The sequence below is a fragment of the Sorangium sp. So ce590 genome, from assembly GCF_051521365.1.
In the GTDB taxonomy this organism is placed as follows: Bacteria; Myxococcota_A; Polyangia; order Polyangiales; family Polyangiaceae; genus Sorangium.
Genome location: NZ_CP150346.1, coordinates 1,184,476 through 1,204,564, shown reverse-complemented (window position 1 = coordinate 1,204,564; position 20,089 = coordinate 1,184,476). Strand labels below are relative to the sequence as shown.

Here is a 20,089-nt window from a genome sequence, read left to right as displayed (position 1 = left end):
GCTTCGACGCACGCTCGAACCAGCTTGCTGGGCCATACTGCACTCAGCGCGCAAGTGCGTCAAGGACGAACCGCCGCCGATGGCGGCCAACCGTCGAATCGTCGTGAACTCCCGTGAAACAGCGGCCCTCGCGCGCTGGCCGCTCCGAGGAGGCGACACACGCGACGCCGGCGACGTCAGCGACGTCAGCAACGTCAATGGCGGGCAGGAGCGACGTTGCACCGGGCAGCATAGATTTGTTTCCGTTCGATGAACTCGCTTGTTGCGGGCTCGCCGCACGGACGGATCGAGCGGCAGGCGGACGCTCGTGCGCGAGAAACGCGGCTCCGGACTTGTCGGCGCATGACCATCCGCTGACCGCGTGCCGGCCCGCAATCGATGTACAAGCGAACCGTGGAGCTCGTTGCTGTCCTGATCGCTCACTCCACACTCTCCAGATGCCGGAGGAGCGCCAGGTCGCCCGGCTGGACACCGGGACCGCGGGTGTCGAGGGATGAGCGCCCCTGCGTGGAAGAGACGTTTCTCGTGACGCCCGAGGAGCACGGCGCGAAGGCGCGAACACCGCGCGAAGGCGCAAATACCGCGCGAAAACGCTGCAAAATTGGCGGGAAGGCGCGAACACCGCGCGAAATCGGCGCGAACACGAGAACGAACACGAGAAAAAGCGTCACACCGGCGAAATCGGCGCGCGCTTCACCGATAAGCGTGGTGCGCCGGCGCTTCTTTCTGCTATACATTTGCGCACACGCAGTGAAGTTGTCGGCGATGCCGTCTGGCCCATCGACCAGACCCGGCAGGCACGGCCGTCATGCGACGTTCGAGGCAACTTTTGCACAGCCGTGGGGCACACGTGCGTTTTGTGCCTTCCACCTTCGGAGAACGTCGAGATGAGCCACGCGTCCACACCCAGCATCACCACCGCGCCGAGCAGCGCGGCGCTGGGTGACAGCCTCGCTCCGGACGCGCCATCGCGCGCGGAGCGGATGCCGGCCGACCTGCGCGCGCTGGCGCTCTGCCTCGCCGGCCCCTTCGCTGGCCTCTCGAAGAGCGCGAGGTGGAGCCTGGCCCGCCGCTGCGACGGCTTCGCCGAGCTGATCGAGACCCAGGGAGCGCTCCCCGATGCCGCTGACGACGTGCGCTCGTGGGCTCGCTTTCTCCTGAGCGCGCTGTTCGCGCTCCGCTCCGCCGGGGACGCGCCGCCGCTCTCGGAGCACGACGAGGCGTGGATGGTGGCGGAGGTCGAGGCCGACTTCGGGGAGGCGCTCGCGCTGTTCGAGGGTCGGACGGGAAGGCCGCGCTCGCCGGTCCCGCCGCGCCCGCCGCTTCCGCGCCGCGAGCTCGCGTGCTGAGCGCAGAGAGGTACAGACCATGAAAGAGGGGTTGTCACGGGTGGTGGACGGCGTGGAGCAACGGCTCTGCTGGCGGTTCGAGGTGCACGGGAGGAGCGATGTCACGTACGAGCCGGCGAGCGGCCAGCGTGGCCCCTTCGATCGCGACAGGCAGCGGCACCTCAGGACGGGTGAGACGTTCCAGCGGCTCGACCGCTCGGGCTCTCCCCGGAAGTACAACGGGCTCGTGTGGCAGCCGAAGAGCTCGATCGCCGGTGCGCTCCCGTGAGCGCCTGCTCCACGGGCGCTCGGCCGCAGGACCATCCCGGAGAAATACATCACCTGGGCCGCACGCAACGGCCATCAACGGAGCTGTTCAACACCGCCATGTCCATACCCCAGAAGCCAGTCGCCTCCACCCAGTTGCTCGCCACCGCTGCTCCGCTCAACTTCCGCGCCACGTCGCGCGACCGGAGCGGCTCGACGCTCGGCGTGCTGATTGACGCGTCCGGCGCTCAGCAGCACCTCGTGATCGACGCGAGCGGCGCGGAGGGCACCTGGATGCTGTCCAGCGCGCTGCCCACCGGCCACGCCTCCTTTCTTCTCTACGAGAGCGCCGCCAACGTGCTGCGCGGCGGAAACCTGGGCGAGGACGGGAGCATCTCCTACCAGGGAGCGCAGTACATGATCGAGTCGTCGCTCGACGGGAACACCCGCACGGCGAAGGTGAGCGGCAGCGTCTGATCGGCTGCCGGTCGATCGCGCTCGCCCACGCTCACCCGCCGGATCGCTGACGGCCGCTCGAGCGGAGTCGTTACCCTTCTCCGGAGCCTGAGCGGCGAGCGCAGCGACGACCCACGAGGCGGCTCGCGCGGCGCGGTCCTCTTCGGGGCGTGAACAGGCCCGTGGAGGTGGCCCCGTGATGTCGGCGCTGAGCACCATGCCGCGCTCGCCCAGCCCCGGACGTGGCCGTTGACACTGAACCGATTCAGCGGTTTATTCTTGCCCTGCCACTTGTGCTCTTTGCAGGGAAGAACCGATGAATCTTAACCAGTTCAGTCCACGCATCTGCGCCGCGTTCCTTCTGTGCTTGGCAGCCGCCTGCGGGTCGTCGAACGACGGCACCCCGCCGGGGGACGACCCGCCGGGGGACGACCCGCCGGGCGACAACCCGCCCGGCGACGACCCGCCCGGCGACGACCCGCCCGGCGACGACCCGGAGTTTCCGGACACGCCACGGGGCAAGCTCCTCGAGGACCTCTGGACCTCGTCCCGAGCCGGCAAGTTCCGGTTCGGATACGAGAACAGCATCCTGTGGGGGCTCTACGATCCGGGCGCGATGGAGTTCGTGTCGACAAACGACTGGTTCTCGACCATCGCGGGCCCGGCCAGCCGCGGCGAGCGGGCGTGGGCGTCGGACGCCGGCGCCACCGTGGGCGAGAACCCCGGGCTGCTCGGCCTCTCCCTCGACGCGATGGTCTTCGACCCGGTCGCCTGGAATCGACGCGACGTCACCGCGGCCGGCGCGGTGCACGCGCTGGAACAGCCGGGCGGCATGGTGGCCATCGACTGGCACACGCCCCCGTGCAACTACGACATCGCGAGCTCCGACTTCGCGACCGACATCGCGACGCCGCTCGCCACGATCACGGTCGACGGCCAGAGCGTCCCGATCCACGCCCAGGGCGGCGGCACCCCGTTTTACGCCGAGACGTATTACTCGGGAGCCCTGAGCTCCAGCGCGGACATCCCCGAGAACCTGAAGTGCATCTGCAAGATCGCCAACGACGTGCCGATCGAGCAGGGGACCCACGCCGGGATCTCGGCGCGCGACTGGCTCGTGGCCCACGCGAAGTACGTGGCCCAGTTCTTCCGCGAGCACGGGCTCGAGGGCAAGCCGGTCGTCCTCAGGCCGTTCCACGAGCACACAGGCGGGTGGTTCTGGTGGGGTCAGCCGTACTGGAACTGCCAGGGCCTGCTCGGCGACGACCAGGCCGTCACCGGCCCCGACGCCTACCGCGCCGCGTACCGCACGTTCGCCGAGGCCATCCGGAGCGAGCCGGGGATGGAGAACGTGATCTTCGCGTACTCGACCGACAAGCTGCGAAAGCTGAGCGACAGCTCGGTGACGCCCGCCGAGGCGAAGGTCAGAGATCCAGAGAGCCTCTCGCGCGACATGCTCCGAGCGCGCCTCCTCGAGGAGCTCTCCGAGCTCGGCGCGACGTACGAGAGCCCGCCCCAGCAGGCGATCGTCGCCCACGACGGCCAGCCGCCCTCCGAGATGCTGGAGGAGTACTACCTCGAGGCGTACCCGGGAGACGACCTCATCGACGTCCTCGGCATCGATCTCTATTACCCGTACGAGCGGGCGGCGTCCCCGGCCGACCTCGAGGACATGAAGGCGATGGCGAGCGCCGTCGCGGCGATCGGCGAGGCCAAGGGCAAGCCGCACGCGCTCAGCGAGACGGGCACCTACCGGCTGCACCTCCTGCACCGGGTCAGCAAGCTCGCGGCGGGCCAGTCGCTCACGCTCTATTCGGCGGACCACGTGAGCCGGTGGTACGAGACCCTGTTCGATCAGGGCCTGCAAACGGAGTTTCTGGCCAACTACGGCCTGAGCTCGGCGTCCGCCGTCGCGCTCTCCCCGACCGAGGTGACGGGCCTCTTCCCCGACGCGGGGCAGGGAGCGCTCACCGAGGACTGGTACAACGAGCACCTGCTCGACCTGGCGAAGAGCGCCGGCGTCGCCTACGTGCTGACGTGGCAGACCTACTACGACGGGGCCGACTTCGACAGCAAGCCCGTCTACTATTATGTCCCGTTCCCGGGCCACCCCGAGGCGGACAACTTCCGTCGCTTCGCCGAGGATCCCGCGGTCTGCTTCGGTCCGGCGGCCTGCAAGTAGGCCCTGCCTGACGCGCGTCGCGCGCGGCCGCTGCCCGGGGAGCCGGCCCGGCGGCCCCGAGCCGCCGGAGCGAGGGAGCTCACCCCCGCTCCGGCGAGGCGCGGATCACGGGCAGAAGGTGACCTCGAAGCTCGTCTCCGACGAGCAGGCGTGGAGACCGGCGGCGTCGTCGTAAGCATAGCTGTAGGCGGTGGGGCACATCTGGTGCATCCGGATCACGTAGTCCGTGTGCTCCACGCTCCGCGGGTCCGCGGTGTTCCGGCACGCGTCCGAGGTCATGCACGCTCTCTCGGCGGTGCACTGGCCCGTGGCCGGATCGATGGGCGTCGGGCAGCAGAGGTGCAGCCCGGGATCGGCGCTCTCCGGCTGGCCCAGGCCCCAGGGCGCCGGATAGTTCCACTTCTTGCAGGGCGCCATGCAGCCGACCACGACGCCGTTCCTGTCGCGCACCCGGAGATCCTGGTGCGCGTACGCGGGGAAGTGGCCGTTGCCGAGATCCTCGTCGCCGGGGCACTGCGCAAGCGACAGCCCGGAGCAGTCCGAGGTGATGCAGCTGCCCTGCTCGGCGCCGACGCCCCTGGGGACGACCTTGAAGGGCAGCGTGTAGCCGTCCACCTGGCTGAGGTTGTACCAGGTCTGCGCCGTGCTCCCCTTGGCCGCGAAGGTGGCCTCGAACTTCGACTCGAAGGGCGGCTGGCAGCCGCCGGCCGGGCAAGGCGCGACGCTGTCGCCCGTTGTGCAGTTGCGGCCGCCCTCGTCACAGCCTGTCTTCGGCCAGAAGCGGGTCGCGCTGATGCCGCCTTCGGGCACGTCGTAGGTGTACGCGGCGCCCCGGGTGAGCTTGACGTTCTGCGCGCCCTGCACGTTGGTGGAGTGGGCGACCCAGATCGGCGCCGAGCAGTTGTTGATGATCTTGAGCGTGCGGGCGCCGGGGGACGGACCGCCGCTCACCTTGTCGAGGACCCAGCGCTGGTTGGCGGTGCCCCCGTAGGGGTACTGGAGGATGTCCGTCCCGTCGGCGGCGTTGCCCCACGCGAGGTCCACGGCCTGGTCGGTGTGGCGCGCGTGGATGCTGAACTGGGTGCCCCCGCGATTGACGAGCTTCCACTGCTGATTGGCGCCGCCGTTGTAACTCCATTGCTGGATGACGGCGTTCTGCGCGGTGCTCACGTCGCGCACGTCGAGGGCCTTGTTGCTGTTGACGTTGACGATCTTCCAGTAGCCGTCGGTCGTCGGGGAGACGTGGAACTTTTGCGCGTTGGTCCCGTTGCAGGTCCACTGCTGCATCCGCGTGCCGTCGGCGGTGCTGGACGAGGGCACGTCGAGGCATTTGTTTGTCGCGGCCGAGCGGATGACGTAGTCCCCCTCGGAGACGCTGGAGACGAGGACAGCATCCGAATCCTCGACGCTGGCCTCGGTCAACGCGGTCTCGTCGTCAGCGACCAGACACCCCCCCATCATCAGGGTCCACCCCAGCGCCAGCGACAGACCCCCCACCGCGATTCTTCGAGCCATGATGCCCTCCTCGGCGTTGCGGTGCGCCCTGGATGTGCGCACGCTGGTCGAGGCGTCATTGCACGCGGCATTCCACGCGGGCAGAACAGGGCGCCCGACCCGGCCGCGGTGGCTCCGCGGCCATTTCGCCGAGATCCAGGGGGCGCGGGGGCGATCCGCGCGATCGCCCTGCGGCCGGGAGGGGCGATCCGCGGGATCGCCCTGCGCCCGGGAGGGGTGATCTCGCGGAGCGCTCCCCGCGCGGGTTACGAGCGCCGCTGCGCCGTCGTGCGCCCCGCATGGCCGAGCGCCGCCGCCGTGCTCGCGATCTCTCCAGCGCGCGCGCCGGGCGCGGCGCGCCCGGCGGAGGGCGGCTGCGCCCCGAGCCCAGGTGATTGCGATGGCCCGCAGCGGCGGAGCGCATAGGCAATGCCGCTCTGGAGGGTGCCCATGGTGACGATCGAGCTCATCTCGATGTCCAGGCGCACCATCGCCTGGGCCACCTCGGCGCGTATGCCGGTGAGCACGGCCTCGGTGCCGAGCAGGCGCAGCGCCCTCGCGGTCCCCAGGAGGGTCCCCGCGATGTGGGTGTCGATATGCTTCATCCCGGTGATGTCCAGTATCACGACCTTCGCCTGGTAGCGCTGGGCCCCATCGAGCGCGACCTCGAGCACCTGCGCCGCCCGCTCGGCGTGCATCGTGCCAATGAGCGGCATCACCATGATCCGGTCGGTGATCGGGATGAGCGGCGTGGAGAGCTCCGCCACCATGGCCCGCTGCGTGTCCAGCATCTGCCGCTGCAGCGCGGTCCGCTCCCGCTCCGCCTCCTCGCGCTGCGCGAGCTCGATCTGCAGGCGCTCGTTGGCCGCGCCGAGCTCCGCGTTGGAGCGCCGGAGCTCCTCGGTGCGCTGGGCGACGTCGGCCTCGAGCCGCCCGTTGACGCGCTGGACCTCGTCGTTCGCCGCCCGTGTGCTCGCGAGGAGCAGCGCGTTCTCAATGGAGATGGCAGCCTGGGACGACAAGAGCCCGAGCAGCTCCACGCGGCTCGAGTTGAACGCACCGCAGGTGGCGTTGTTCTCGAGGTAAAGGATGCCGCTCAGGCGCGTCTGGTGGAGCATGGGCAGGCAGAGGACCGACCTCGTGCCGCGCGCGACGACGCAGGGATCGCCGGAGAACCGGGCATCGGCGCCGGCGTCGTCGACGACCAGCGGCTCGCGGATGCGGGCCACGAACAGCGCCACCGCGTGCGGCACATCGGCGCGCGCGTCGAGCGGCTCGCTCGGGCCGAGCACGAGCGCCTCGGGCTCCACGCCGAAGGTCGCCTCGACGAAGAGCCGCCCGTCGCGCTCCAGGAGCAACGCCCCCCGCTGCGCGCCCGCGTTCTCGAGCACGAGCGTCACAAGGCGCTCGATCACCCGCTCGAGCTCCGTCTCGCCGGCGATGCCCTGCGCGGCCCGGACGATCAGCGCCGCGTCGCGCAGGTTGCCGACGGTCGTCCGGCCCAGGATCGTCCTCCCGGCCGCAGCGCCCGAGACGCTGGAGGGGATCGACGAGACCTTCACGCCGTCGCCGGACGACGGCAGCAGCCCGGCGTGGTCCCGCGCGAGCGCGTCCGCCTTGGCCGTCGCTCCCCAGTGCTGATAGCCGAGGTACGCGTCGATCATGTACGCGCGCGCCACCTTCGCCCTGCCCGCGCGGAGGTGCATCTTCGCGCACAGCTCGTTCGCGAGCGCCTCGTCATGCGGGAACCCGTTCTCCCGGGCCAGCTCGATCGACCGGTCGTAAAGGCGCATGGCCTCGAGCTGCTCGCCGGCGATGCGCGCCTCCTCGGCCTGGAGGAGCAGGAGCTGGTGCAGGAAGTTCATGGGCGCGCTCGCCGCGAGGCCCGCGATCCGCTCCCTGTGGCGGGCAACGGTCTGCGCGCGGCGCTCCGCCTCGTCGGGCGCGGCGGCGGGCAGCGCGAGGAGCGAGAGGCCTGCATAAAAGGGCAGCCGGGTCGTGTGGTACATGCCGAACATGCCCACGCTCTTCGCCTCGGCGTCATCGACCATCGCCGCGGCCCCCTCGTGATCGCCGTGGAGATACCGAAGCTGCAGCTTGGACATCGCGTGCAAGAAGACGGCCGCGCCCTGCTCGCTCGCGTTCAGGCCCGCGAGGAACTGGTCCTCGTCGAAGTCGGCGTCGCTCAAGCTGTCGCGGGCCCGCGTCCGGCCCTGCAGGGCCGCGATCGCCTGCCTCACGACGAGCAGCACCGCCGTCGCGGTCGCGTCCTTGAGCCGCCGGGCCACGAGGAAGCCCCGATCCACCTCCTCGCGCAGCTCCTCGAGCTGGTAGCCCGCGCCGAGCTTCACGTTGACCATCGCGTACCAGGCGATGCCGAGATAGACGAAATCGCCTGACTCCAGCGCCTCCTGGCGCGCCCTCAGATAATAGGGCATCGCGTCGCGCAGGGGCTCGGACAGGTAGGAGTAGCCGCAGAACGCGGCGTTCACCTTGCCGGCCAGGCTGGCGTTCCGGAGCTTGTCATTCAGCGCGAGGGCGAGCCGGCCGAACGCGTGGCCGTCCGCGGGCCGCCCCTGCATGGTCGCGAGCATGAACCCGTAGACGAGGTACGCGAACGCGGACACGTCCGAGCTCCCGTGCTTCAGGGAGATGTTGACCTGCTTGAGGACGATCGCCTGGTAGAGCTCCGGCCTGGCGAAGAAGACCGGCATGGTCAGGTCGCACAGGAGCTGCAGCAGCGCCTTGCGCTCCGGGTCGTCCATCACCGGTGCGTCGATCAGATCCTCGATGCGCCTGCCCGCGAGGTTCTTGTCCACCGCCGAGAGCTCGGCCTCGACGCACGCCTGTCGCTCCGCCTCGCTGTCCGGCAGGGTGAAGCCGAGGAGGCGGAGGCCCTCGCGGCCCAGCTGCACCGCGTCGACGTACTTCCCCAGCGTCGAGTAGAGCACCACGCGCAGGTTGTGGATCTGCGCCTGCTCCGCGCTCGATCGCGCTCGAGGCAAGAGGGCTGTGAAGAGCTCCTCGGCCCGCTCCGGCGCGCCGCTCAGGTACACGCACTCCGCGTTCTCGCGGCTGAGCGCGAAGCAGAGCGCGTCGTGGCGCACCCAGCCCGCGTCTCCCAGGAGCTCGAGCCCCGCGCCGAAGTAGTCTGCGCCCGCGGCATAGGCCGTCCTCGCCTTGGCCGCCCTGCCGGCCCGCAGGTTGAGCCGGGCGACGGCCACCCGCTCGGCCTCCTCGCGCATGCCCCGCGCGCCGAGGTTCAGGTGGCGGACGACATCGAGCAGGTGGTCGTCGGGCGGCGTCTCACCGACCCGCGCCCACAAGAGCCGGCCGATCTCCAGGTGGACCGCCTCCCTGCGCGCCGGCTCGACCAGCGAGTAGGCCGCCTGGCGCACCCGGTCGTGCAGGAATCGATACGATACGTTGAGCTCGCAAGGGACCGCCGAGGGCTCGGCGCCGGCGCCGCCGTCGAAGAAGCGATAGTCGCTGTCGAGCGGCACGATCAGGCCGCCGCGCAGCGCATCCCACAGGTCGGCGGCCGTCGCGACGGGCGCTCTCTGATGGATGGTCGCCAGCGTGGTCAGCTCGAACGCGTGGCCGAGGCACGCGGCGAGCTCCAGCGCGCGCCGCGTGGCCTCCGGGAGCCGGTGCAGCATGTCGAGCATCAGATCGACCACGTTGTCGCTGACCATCGCCTCCCGGACGCGCGCCACGTCCCACGCCCACGCCTCCAGCGATGCGTCGAACCACAGCGCCCGCGCGTCGTGGAGCGCGCCGAGGAGCTGGCTCAGGAAGAACGGGTTGCCCTCGGTCTTCTCGAACACGAGCGCCGCGAGCGGCGCGACATCGTGCGGCTGCGCGCTCAGCGTATCGGCGACGATCCGCGTGACCGTGGGCAGGTCGAGCGCCCGGAGCTCGAGCTCGGCGATCTCCACGCCCGCCTCGCGGAGCTCGCCCAGCACCGCGAGCAGCGGGTGGGCGGCGTCCACCTCGTTGTCGCGGTAAGCGCCGACGAGCAGGAGGTATTTGCACTCGACGTCGGTCAGGAGGCGCTCGACGAGCCTGAGCGACGCCGGATCGGCCCACTGCAGATCATCGAGGAAGATCGCCAGCGGGCGCGTCGGGGAGGCGAAGACCTGCACGAAGCGCTGCACCAGCAGATCAAAGCGGTTCCTGGCCTCGCTCGGCCCGAGCGCCGGCACCTCCGCCTGAGGCCCGATGAGCAGCTCGAGCTCCGGGATGAGCTCCACGAGCAGCTGCCCGTTCGCGCCGACCGCCCCGAGCAGCTTGCCCTTCCACGCCTCGACGGCGCCCGCCGACTCGGTCAGGATCTGCCGGATCAGCTCACGGAAGGCCTGGGCGATGGGCGCGAGCGGGATACCTCGGTGGATTGGATCGAACTTCCCCTTCGCGAAATAGCCGCCATGACGGGCGATCGGCCTGTGGATCTCGTTCACCAGCGCGGATTTGCCGACGCCGGAGTAGCCGGAGACGAGCACGAGCCCGGCCGCGCCGTGGCGGGCCCGGTTGAACGCGGACAGGAGCGCTTTCACCTCGTGCTCCCGGCCATAGAGCAGCTGCGGGACGCGGAGATCGAGCGGCATGTCGCGCTGCCCCAGCGGAAACGGCTCGATCCGGCCTGTCGCCTGCCACCGCCGGAGGCACTCCTCGAGGTCCGATTTGAGCCCGCGGGCGCTCTGGTATCGCTCCTCCGGCGTCTTGGCCAGGAGCTTCATGATCACCCGCGAGAGCGCGCCGGGCACCTCCGGCGCCCGCTCGTCCGGCGGGGTCGGTGTGCGCGCCATGTGACTGTGGATGAGCGCCGTCGGGTCGAGCCCCGCGAACGGGAGGACCCCTGTCACCATCTCGTACAGCGTGACGCCGAACGAGTAGAGATCGGCGCGCAGATCCACGATCCGGTTCATGCGGCCGGTCTGCTCGGGGGCGATGTACGAGAGGGTGCCTTCGAGGGCGTCCGGCGGGGCCGTCCTCGGCGTCTCCCGCGACAGGCGCGCCGCGATACCGAAGTCGACGAGCCGCGGGCTGTACGTCGCCTCGTCGATCAGGATATTGTGCGGCTTGATGTCCTTGTGAATGATCCGGAGTCCGTGGAGCGCGTCGAGCGTGCCCGAGAGCGCGATCGCGATGCGGAGCGCTGTCCCCACGTCGAGCCTGCGCGTCCTCAGCACGGTCTGCAGCGAGGAGGGGCCGAGGTCCTCCATGACGAGCGCGAGGCCCCTGCCGCACTTCTCGAGGGCATACGCCTTGACGACGCCGGGCACCTCGCCCGCGTCCCGCAGGATGGCGAGCTCGCGCCGCAACCGCGCCAGATCCCTGGCCGTCGGGAAATCAGACCTTGTTACCTTCACCGCGACCGGCGTGCCGTCATCGTCCCGGCGGCCGCGGTACAGCACGCTCTCGGCGCCCTCGTAGACCCTCTCGGACAGGGTATAACCAGACAGATCGATCATCGCGGGAAGGGTCCCCCAACCCCGCTTCTTCCACCCGAAGAAGCCGTATCGCTCACCGTTCCACGCCCCCGCGCGCCAAGACGCCCTGGACACGAGTGGCCTGTGCGGACAGAATACGGATCGGGGAATAAAAGTCCAGCGTCGTGAGCTCGCGAACCACCACCCCGGGTGGGGTCGCATCGGCGTGGGCGCGGACGCGACTCCAGAAGATCTCGAGTCCGCTCATCGTCGAGCAGGGCGCGACGCGCCGCGAGTCCCAGGGCTCGAGATGCTCTTGAACACGGCGACGCCGCTCCTCGCAATGAGGTTGTGCTGGAGGTACGGATCGGCCCAGTAGCGATCACGGCTCGCCGGCGAGCTTCCTCACCGCGGCGAGCAAGAGGTCCGGCTTGAACGGCTTGATGATCCAGCCCTTGGCGCCGGCCTTCCGGGCCTTCTCGATGAGCTCGGGCTGCCCCTCGGTGGTGAGCATGAGGACCGGTATGTCGGACGCGAGGTTCTTGTCCCGTAGACTCTGGAGCATGTCGATGCCGTTCATCACGGGCATGTTCACGTCCGCGATGATCATCGCCAGATCGCCCTTGTGGGCGGTGACCGCGGCGACCGCGTCCCGGCCGTTGTCCGCCTCCACGGTGCTGTAGCCCGCCGCCGACAGGAGGATGCCGACCTGCTGGCGGACCGTGTTCGAGTCCTCGACGAGAAGAATCTTCTTGGCCATCTGTCGTGTCTCCTTCGGCGCGCGGGGCCCGCGGCTCAGAACAGCAGAACTTCACCTTCGCGCTGCGGATCGGGCATGTCGACCTCCTCGAGCTCCAGCCCCGTGTCGAGGGCCATCGCGTCGAAGAGCACGGCGAGCCGGTCGGGTCCCGCGTCGAACACGAGCCGCCGGAAGCCCTCGTTCTGCTCCTCCCGGGCGCGCAGGTGCTCGCCGATCGCGGCGCTCGGCGTCGAGAGCACGATGATCAGCCCGAGGTGGCGCAGGCGGTTCTTCACCCGCCCGAGGAGCTGGTTGGCGAGCTCGCTCGCCCAGTCGCACACCATGTCCTCGCCGAGCGCGCGCCGCTCTCGCAGCGGGTGGCAGCGCGTGATGAGCGCCACCGGGGCGACGATCGTCAAGCTGCCGCGGAGGTGATCCCCCGTGAAGCCGATGAAGGAGACCACCGCGTTGCCCGGCGTCGCCTCCGACTCCGCCTTCTCCAGCGGCCGGAGCTCGACGCCGTTGTCGCGAAACAGGTGGACGCACGAGGCCGCAAGCTCCTCGTAGATGCGGTGCCAGCTCTCGGAGTTCATTCGCCTCTCCTCGATCTCTCGCTCTGCAGGGTCGATGGGGTCACGGTGTTACCCGATCCGGGTGGCCCGCGCTCGTCAAAGGTCCCGGGCTCGATCCGCCGCGCGGAGGGCCGGCGAGGAGCGCGCCGCGCCGGCTCGACGCCGGCAGCGGCGAGGCGGCGGCCTCGCCGAGCTCCCGGGGGAACCGGAAGCGGAAGGTCGTCCCCTTGCCGCGCTCCGTCTCGGTCTCCACGCGGCCGGCGAGCCGCCGGCACTCGTGGAGCGCGACGCCGAGGCCGACGCCGCGGCCCGAGACGTCGGTGACCTGCTCGGCGGTGCTGAAGCCGGGAGAGAACAGCGCGGCCTCGAGGTCCCGCCGCGTGGCGCTCGGCAACCCGACGGCCGCCGCCTTCTCGCGCACGCGCTCGAAGTCGATGCCCGCGCCGTCGTCGCCGACCTCGATGACGACCTCGTCCGCTGTCGCGCGCGAGCGGAGCGTGAGCGTACCCCGCGGCGGCTTGCCGGCCGCCTCGCGCACCTCCGGCCGCTCGATCCCGTGGTCCATCACGTTGCGGACGATGTGCCCCAGCGCCTGCCACATGGCAGCGAAGCGCGGCGCGGGGAGCCGGACGCCCCCGTCGTCGATGTCCACGTCGGGCTTCGGCTTGCCGAGCTTCCGCGCCAGGGTCTCGGCCTGGTCCTTCATGCGGCTGAACCGCGTCTCCGTCCGCTCGTCGCGGAGGGCCCCGATGGCCCGCTCCACATCGGCGGGGTCGCGGCGCTGGCGCACCATCGCGAGCAAGGCCTCGATCTCCTCGTGGTCGACGTCCACGCGCGAGGCCTGCGCCGTCGAGGCGAGCAGGCCGCCTACCCGCGCGACGAACGCGGACCAGGCGTCCTTCAGCGCGTCGAGCTGCTCGTCGGGGGGCAGCGAGCGCTCCTCGACGACGAAGCTCTCGATCTCGTGCGCCACCTTCGCCACGCTCGTCACGTCCCAGAGCCCGGCGTTGCCCTTGATCGTGTGCACGAGGCGCATCACGTGATCCACCTCGCCGATGCTCCGCGAGCTCACCGCGTCGACGAGCTTGCTCGTGTCGCTGACGAACCCGAGCAGGCCGAGCCGGTCCTTCACCGCGCGCTCGAACACCTGGATGTACTCGCGCTGTCGCTCGGACTCCCGCACCGAGTCCATCGTGGCCGTGACGTCCGTGATCACCATCAGCGCGCCGCTGAACTGGCCCTCCGAGGTCAGGATCGGCTTGAAGCCGAGCGTGAGGTGGCGGCCCTCGCGGTGCAGGATCTTCGGCAGCTGGTCGAGGACGACCTCGAGCGGGAGGAAGTCGTCGCAGGCGGCCTCCCACCCCATCCTGAGGAACGCGCGGGCCCGGGGGTCGTGGCCGGCGATGCGATCGGCGAAGTGCTCGTCGACCGCCGGCACCCCGAAGAGGCGCTCGAAGGCGGCGGAGTGCACGGGATCCATCGTGCCGTCGCGGTGGATCGTCACGAGGGCCTGATCGACGTTGTCGAGCACGAGGCGCATCTCCCGGTTGCGATTCTCGAGCTCGCAGGTCCGCTGGGCGACGGTGGCCTCGAGGTTCTGCCGGTGGCTTCCAGGGCCTCGTCGCGCGCCTGGATGCCCGCCAGCATCTCGTTGAAGGCGTCCGTGAGCGCGCCGAACTCGTCGTCGGCGGTCTTGCGGGCGCGCGTCGTGTAGTCGCGCGTCTGCCGGACGTGGGCCGCGGCCTCGCCGAGGACCTCGAGCGACCGGGACAGGCCCCGCACGAGGACGAACGCGAGCGCGACCGACACGATGAGCACGAACGCCGAGACCGCGACGCCGTTGGTCACCGTCCTCCGCGTGTCCGCGACCCTGGCCGAGGCGGCGCGCCGCATGCCGGCGATCGCCTCGTGCTCGATCGCGGCGAGCCGGTCGACGCGCCCTTGCTGCGCGTCGAACCACGCGTCGTGGTCGATCGCCAGGTCCTCGTCCGTCGACGCGATCGCGGCGGCGCGCAGCTCCTCGGCGCGCCGCGCGCGCTGAGTCGTAGAGCGCCCGCGCCGGGTCCGACGCGTTGGCCATGAACACCTCGCGATAGAGCTGCTCCTCCGTCATCAGCGTCACGAGCGTCTTGAAGGCGCCCGGCTCGAACTGCGTGGACGCGAAGGCGTGGGCGAGCAGCGCGTGCTGGCGGCTGGCGCGCTCGGCGAACTCGTGCACGGCGACGAGCGACTGGATCCTGCGCAGCAGCTCGCCCTCGTCGCTCAGCTCGGAGAGCCCCGCGTTGGCCCGGATCAGGCTCACGTTGATGCCGCCGAAGACCTTCAGCACGCTGTCGAGCGACACCGCCTTCGCGTCGGCCCCGCTCCGGAACGGGCCGAGCTCGGCGACGTGGGCGCGCGCGTCGGCGAGATCGCGGGCGAGCCGGGGCGGCAGCCGGGAGAGGTCGCGCTCGGCCAGGAACGCGTCGAGGTGGGCGAGGCTCTCGTCGGTCGCCGCCCGCACGGCCGTGAGCTGGCCGCTCGCGCGCGCGAGCGCCGCGGCGCGCTGGAACGGCCGCGCTGCGCCCCGCGCGGCCTCGGCGTCCCTCGCGTCGGGCGGCCGGACCTCGAGCCCCTCGACCAGCGCGGTCCACGCCCGCTCCTTCTGGAGCGCGTGCAGCGGCTGCGCCATGATCGACGAGAGCTGCGCGAGGTCCTCTATCGAGCCGATCGCCGCCGCCCTGACCGCCTGCTGCCGCGCATCGCCGACGATCATCGCCGCGAGCAGCAGGGCGCCCACGACCGGGACGCCAGCGAGCGACCACAGCTTCAGACGAATCGAAGCTTTACGCAATGTCGGCATGCCTCCGTCTCCCCGGAGTGGCCCGCGCGGCACGACGACCGCTCGCCCTCGTACGCTCTACCGCAAGGCGCCCCACGAGGACGACTGGATCCCGCGCCTCGCTCTCCTGGAGCCCCGGAAGAGATAAAGAGAGCAAACGACCAGGGAGGCAGGCGGACGCGGCTGTCATGTGCGCGCCCTGGCGCACCATGTGTGTTTCGCTGATTCAGGCTCTTTCCTGTTGCGACGTTTCACTTGCTGTGGTGCGCCCGTTCGTGGCGGATCGAGTTGCTCCATCACGTGGCATCGAGGGTGCGTATGCTACGCGCGAAGGTCGCGAGTCTGCAAGAGCGCGCGCGGCGTCGGCCTGTACAGCAACGAAAGCTCTTCGAACAGGGAGAGAGCAATGAACATGGGTCGGAGTTCTCAGCGGCGAGCGCGAGCAGGGTGCCTCGCGCGCGCATCGGGCGCTGCCATCGCAGGAGTGCTCTCCACGGCATCTCTCGCGCACGCGCAGAGCCCTGCCGCCGGCGTCGCCCCGGAGCCCGCCGCTGCGCCCGCCACCGGAGCGGCCGTCGCTGCGCCCGCAACCGGAGCGGCCGTCGCTGCGCCCGCAACCGGGGTGGCCGCCGCGGCGCCCGCCGCGACCGGAGAGGCTTCCTTCGCCGCGCGGCTCGACGCGGCGGAGAAGAGATCGGCGGAGCTCGAGAAGCGCCTCGCGACGCTCGAGCACGCGCAGGTCTCGCCGGAGGACGATGACAACAGGGAGCTCCTCCAGCTCTACGGATTCATCGACGTCGGCGTCCAGCGCACGTAGGTCCCGGAGAACTCGGGCCTCGCGGCCGCCCTCCCGCAGGCGAACGCGCTGAACTTCGTCGTCGGGAACATGAACCTCTACCTCGACGCGCAGCCGGGCGATCACTTTCGCTTTCTCGGGGAGCTGCGGTTCACGACCTCGCCCGGCGGCGCCCCGGTCCCGGTGACGGGGCCGCTGCCGCCCGACCTGGCGGCGCGGACGACCACACAGCCGTACGGGACCTTCGACTCGACGGCGATCGCGATGGGCTCGCCGACCACCTATGGCGGGCTTGTGTCGATCGAGCGCGCGCACGTCGACTGGACGCGCTTCAACCTCTTCAAGGTGCGCGTCGGCCAGTTCTTCACCCCGATCGGCATCTACAACGTCGACCATGGGAGCCCGGTGCTCATCACGGCCGCCGTCCCTTACTTCATCACATCGCGCCTGTTTCCCACGCGGCAGACCGGGGTCATGGTCTACGGCAACATGTTCACGGGCCCGTGGGAGCTCGGGTACAACGCGTACGTGAGCAACGGGCGCACCGAGAACGCGCCGTTCGCCTTCGACGACAACCGCGGGTACGGCGGCCGCCTGCACGCCAGCTACGAGGACCCCGGCAAGCTGACGTTGAAGCTCGGGGCGTCGTTCATCGCGAGCAGGTCCCGCGACTGGGTCTCCGATACAAAGCTCGGCGAGTTCACTCCGACCATCCACTCGACGTGGTCGCTCCAGGAGTACGTCGGCGCCGGAGACGTCTCGCTCGACGTCGGGAAGACGCGCCTGCGCGCGGAGGCGGCGGTCGTCCGCGCGGTCTTCGACGAAGGGAAACGCCAGGGGGGATTCGGGTTCTTCGCGCCGAACGCCTGGAAGACCTCCGCGTATGCCGTGGCGGCGCACCGGCTGGATTTCCTGGACATGGAGCCGTTCGTCATCGGCGCCACCGTGCACGCGCCGTTCTCCGGGCACGACACCATGTTCCAGGTCGGCGGCGGTCTGAACTTCTACATCACCCCGGACGTCACACTTCGGACCCAGGTGCTGCGCACGATCATGACCGTCATGCGTGAGGAGAACAAGGTGCCGGAGTTCCCGGTGCTGGACTTCCACACCACGAACGCGCTCGCTCGTCTCATCCTGGCCTTCTGAGAGAGGTTCAACGCCATCATGAAGCGTTTATCCCTTCTGCTCCTCCTGGCCCTCCTCGGCATGACCCCGTCGGCTTCGTCGTTCGCGGAGGAGGACGAGATCGTCATCGTTGTCAACCAGGCCAACCCCGCGCGCGCGGCGGGGCGCGACACGCTCCGCCCGCTCTTCCAGACGACGCGTACGGAGTGGTACGGCAGGTCGGCGATGCCGGTGAACCTCCCCGAGGACTCCTCGATGCGGCAGCGCTTCGACATGGCGGTGCTGGGCCTCGATCCCGAGGGCGTCGCCCGCTACTGGATCGATCGAAAGATCCGCGGCGGCGAGCGGCCGCCGCGCAAGGTACCGAATTCGAGCGCCGTCCTCCGCGCCGTGGGTGAGGAGGCTGGCGGCATCGGGTACATGGCCGCCAGCGACGTCAACCCCACGGTCAAGGTGATCGCGCGCATCCGCGACGGAAAGGTGGTGCCGCCGTGAGCCTGTCGAGAGAGGAACGAACGATGGACATCCAGTCGTCTCGCCTGTTGCTGTCCAGCTGCCGTGGGGCCTTGGTCGTTGTCCTTGGCGCCCTTTCCGCGGCGATGCTTGTGGGTTGCTGGGACTCGGACCCCTGCGACCCGGGCCAGGTCGTCTTCTTCAACGGCTGCTTTCAACCCCCCCCGCCGCCCCCCCCACGGGCAGCGGCAGCACCACCGGCACCGGCGGCGCCACGGGCACCGGCGGCGGCGGCGCCACGAGCACCGGCGGCGGTGATGGCGGTGGCGGCGCCGCGGGCACCGGCGGCGGTGATGGCGGTGGCGGCGCCACGGGCACCGGCGGCGGCGGCGCGGGCACCGGCGGCGGCGGCGCGGGCACCGGCGGCGGCGGCGGCGGCGCCTAGACCTCGATCAAGCGCGTCGAAATCGCTTCGTAGCGGGATCAAAATGAAAAGCCCGGGTGTTCGTCGAGTTGCTGAAGCTTGACACAAAACACCCGGAGGCTTTTCAGGTGAAGGATCGACGAAATTGGGCCGAAAGTGAAGCGAGAAAGATCGCGCGCCGACTGAAGCCCGTCGAGGGCGGACGCGAGCCGCGTGGAACGGGTCCCGAGTTCGCTGCACGCACGATTCGTTACGAGGCGTCCGACCGGGTTCACGCCATCCCCTGTGGCGGGCTCGGGGCCATTCATCAACTGGCCTGGAAGGTCGGGCTGGTGACCGCGCTCGACACGAGGCTGCCGATCTTGAAGCGCCGGCGCCCGTACAGCGAGGCCGACCATGTTCTCAACATTGCCTATAATTTCCTGTGCGGCGGAGCGGTGCTCGATGACATCGAGGTGCGCCGCAACGACAGGGCGTTCCTCGATGCGCTCGGTGCGCGTACGATCCCGGATCCCACCACTGCGGGCGACTTCTGCAGGCGCTTCGGGGCCGAGCAGATCCAGGGCCTGATGGACGTCGTGAACGACGTGCGCGTCGGCGTCTGGCAGAGGCAGTCGCAGGCGTTCTTCGAGCAGACGGCGCGAATCGACGCGGACGGCTCGCTCGTCGCCACCAGCGGTGAGTGCAAGCAGGGCATGGACATCGCGTACAACGGAATATGGGGCTACCACCCGCTTGTGGTCTCGCTGGCGAACACCGGGGAGCCGCTGTTCGTCGTCAACCGCAGCGGGAACCGACCTTCCGAGGAGAGAGCGCCCGAATTCTTCGCGCGCGCGATCACGCTCTGCCGTCGCGCCGGCTGGACGGACATCCTGCTGCGCGGCGACACGGCCTTCTCGCAGGCCGCGTACTTCGACCGTTGGCACGACGACGGCGTACGCTTCGTGTTCGGGTACGATGCCTACAAGCCGATGGTGGCACGCGCTGAAGGTGACGATGTGAGCGATTATCAAGAGCTCGTTCGCAAGGCCGACACCCTCTTCGAGGAGAGCAAGCGGCGCGCGAAGCAACCACGCATCAAGGAGCAGATCGTCCGTGAGCGCGAGTATCGTAATATGCGCCTCGAGCGTGAGGAGTTGGCGGAATTCGAGCATCGACCCACCAAGGCGGCGCGATCGTACCGCTTCGTCGTGCTTCGCAAGACGATCGTTGAGGAAAGGGGCCAGCGGTACCTGGGACAGACCTTCCGCTACTTTTTCTACGTGACCAACGATCGCGAGATGACGTGCGAGCAGGTCGTCCGCGAGGCCAACTGCCGCTGCAACCAGGAAAATCTGCTCGCGCAATTGAAGAGCGGCGTCCCGGCGTTGCGCGCCCCGCTGAACACGCTCGAGTCGAACTGGGCCTATATGGTGATCGCGTCGCTCGCGTGGTCGCTCAAGGCTTGGTTCTCTTTGCTCATGCCCACGGCGCCGCGATGGCACGAAGCACACCAAGCCGATCGAGAGCGCGTTCTGCGCATGGAATTCCGCTCCTTCGTGCAGCGTTTCATTCTCGTTCCGGCGCAGATCCTCCATACCGGTCGAACTCTCGTCTATCGGCTCCTTGCCTGGCGTCCCGAGCTGCCCATCTTCTTCCGCTTCCTTGATGCGCTCTGACGGCCGGGGCTGCCCGACGCACTGAGGCACGGGCAGCCCGACCGCGAACCCACAACCTCGAACCACGAAACGAGGGATCCTTGACCAGCCGCAGCGACGATCACCGAATCCCGGCTCTCCGGCAGGACGGATCCGCTCGGCGATTCGAGACGGCGGTTCGGCCCATTTCGAGGGTCGCCAAGCGCTTGTTTGAGGCCTAGAACACCGATTCGCTAGAAGACCGAGAATGAACCACGGAGTCGCAGAGGACACAGAGGAGAGGCAGGGGGATGGCACGTTCATTTCTCTCCTCTGCGCCCTCCGTGCCTCAGTGGTTCAAAATCTCTCTTTCTCGCAGCC

Annotated in this window: 16 protein-coding genes and 1 pseudogene; 9 read left to right on the top strand and 8 right to left on the bottom strand. The window is 69.7% G+C overall.

The annotated features are described in order from the left end of the window. Positions 1 to 419: 419 nt before the first annotated feature. Positions 420 to 737, bottom strand: coding sequence for a hypothetical protein (locus WMF28_RS04455; RefSeq protein ID WP_437600792.1), 318 nt, complete (start codon positions 735 to 737; stop codon positions 420 to 422). A 150-nt stretch (positions 738 to 887) separates the two neighbouring features. Here WMF28_RS04455 and WMF28_RS04450 point away from each other — a divergent pair, with 150 nt between their 5' ends. The 4 genes from WMF28_RS04450 to WMF28_RS04435 all read left to right on the top strand — a co-directional run bounded on the left by WMF28_RS04450 (position 888) and on the right by WMF28_RS04435 (position 4,233). Next, on the top strand, positions 888 to 1,349 hold the full coding sequence (locus WMF28_RS04450; protein WP_437600791.1) for a hypothetical protein: 462 nt from the start codon (positions 888 to 890) through the stop codon (positions 1,347 to 1,349). A 19-nt stretch (positions 1,350 to 1,368) separates the two neighbouring features. Beyond that, positions 1,369 to 1,617, top strand: a complete 249-nt coding sequence (locus WMF28_RS04445; protein ID WP_437600790.1) for a hypothetical protein — start codon at positions 1,369 to 1,371, stop codon at positions 1,615 to 1,617. A 98-nt stretch (positions 1,618 to 1,715) separates the two neighbouring features. Then, positions 1,716 to 2,072, top strand: coding sequence for a hypothetical protein (locus WMF28_RS04440; protein WP_437600789.1), 357 nt, complete (start codon positions 1,716 to 1,718; stop codon positions 2,070 to 2,072). Positions 2,073 to 2,367: 295 nt separating this feature from the next. Further along, positions 2,368 to 4,233 (top strand): glycosyl hydrolase, encoded by a 1,866-nt coding sequence (locus tag WMF28_RS04435; protein ID WP_437600788.1) that lies wholly within the window; start codon positions 2,368 to 2,370, stop codon positions 4,231 to 4,233. Between the two features lie 105 nt (positions 4,234 to 4,338). On the opposite strand, the gene WMF28_RS04430 is transcribed toward WMF28_RS04435, so the two are convergent. The 7 genes and pseudogenes from WMF28_RS04430 to WMF28_RS04400 all read right to left on the bottom strand — a co-directional run. Further along, the gene (locus tag WMF28_RS04430; protein WP_437600787.1) at positions 4,339 to 5,748 is read right to left on the bottom strand and encodes an RICIN domain-containing protein; all 1,410 of its coding nucleotides are present in this window, start codon (positions 5,746 to 5,748) and stop codon (positions 4,339 to 4,341) included. A gap of 245 nt (positions 5,749 to 5,993) precedes the next feature. Next, positions 5,994 to 11,201 (bottom strand): AAA family ATPase, encoded by a 5,208-nt coding sequence (locus WMF28_RS04425; RefSeq protein WP_437600786.1) that lies wholly within the window; start codon positions 11,199 to 11,201, stop codon positions 5,994 to 5,996. A 340-nt stretch (positions 11,202 to 11,541) separates the two neighbouring features. Then, complete coding sequence (locus WMF28_RS04420; protein WP_437600785.1) at positions 11,542 to 11,919, bottom strand: response regulator; 378 nt, start codon at positions 11,917 to 11,919, stop codon at positions 11,542 to 11,544. A 35-nt stretch (positions 11,920 to 11,954) separates the two neighbouring features. Then, on the bottom strand, positions 11,955 to 12,491 hold the full coding sequence (locus tag WMF28_RS04415) for a chemotaxis protein CheX (protein ID WP_437600784.1): 537 nt from the start codon (positions 12,489 to 12,491) through the stop codon (positions 11,955 to 11,957). 40 nt (positions 12,492 to 12,531) lie between these two features. After that, positions 12,532 to 13,506, bottom strand: coding sequence for an ATP-binding protein (locus WMF28_RS04410; protein ID WP_437604213.1), 975 nt, complete (start codon positions 13,504 to 13,506; stop codon positions 12,532 to 12,534). 464 nt (positions 13,507 to 13,970) lie between these two features. Beyond that, entirely contained in the window at positions 13,971 to 14,363 is a 393-nt protein-coding gene (locus tag WMF28_RS04405; protein WP_437604212.1) for a HAMP domain-containing protein, read from the bottom strand. A 157-nt stretch (positions 14,364 to 14,520) separates the two neighbouring features. Beyond that, positions 14,521 to 15,141, bottom strand: a pseudogene (locus WMF28_RS04400) (nitrate- and nitrite sensing domain-containing protein); the annotation flags it as partial. Between the two features lie 634 nt (positions 15,142 to 15,775). Between WMF28_RS04400 and WMF28_RS04395 the strand changes: the two are divergent. From WMF28_RS04395 to WMF28_RS04375, 5 genes are all read left to right on the top strand, one after another. Continuing rightward, positions 15,776 to 16,108 carry a hypothetical protein gene (locus tag WMF28_RS04395; protein WP_437600783.1) on the top strand — a complete coding sequence of 111 codons (333 nt, stop codon included), beginning with the start codon at positions 15,776 to 15,778 and terminating at the stop codon, positions 16,106 to 16,108. 69 nt (positions 16,109 to 16,177) lie between these two features. Continuing rightward, on the top strand, positions 16,178 to 17,236 hold the full coding sequence (locus tag WMF28_RS04390; RefSeq protein ID WP_437600782.1) for a hypothetical protein: 1,059 nt from the start codon (positions 16,178 to 16,180) through the stop codon (positions 17,234 to 17,236). An 18-nt stretch (positions 17,237 to 17,254) separates the two neighbouring features. Then, positions 17,255 to 17,710, top strand: coding sequence for a hypothetical protein (locus WMF28_RS04385; protein ID WP_437600781.1), 456 nt, complete (start codon positions 17,255 to 17,257; stop codon positions 17,708 to 17,710). A 115-nt stretch (positions 17,711 to 17,825) separates the two neighbouring features. Then, complete coding sequence (locus WMF28_RS04380) at positions 17,826 to 18,113, top strand: hypothetical protein (RefSeq protein WP_437600780.1); 288 nt, start codon at positions 17,826 to 17,828, stop codon at positions 18,111 to 18,113. Between the two features lie 107 nt (positions 18,114 to 18,220). Next, positions 18,221 to 19,750 carry an IS1380 family transposase gene (locus tag WMF28_RS04375; protein WP_437604211.1) on the top strand — a complete coding sequence of 510 codons (1,530 nt, stop codon included), beginning with the start codon at positions 18,221 to 18,223 and terminating at the stop codon, positions 19,748 to 19,750. Positions 19,751 to 20,089: the final 339 nt, after the last annotated feature.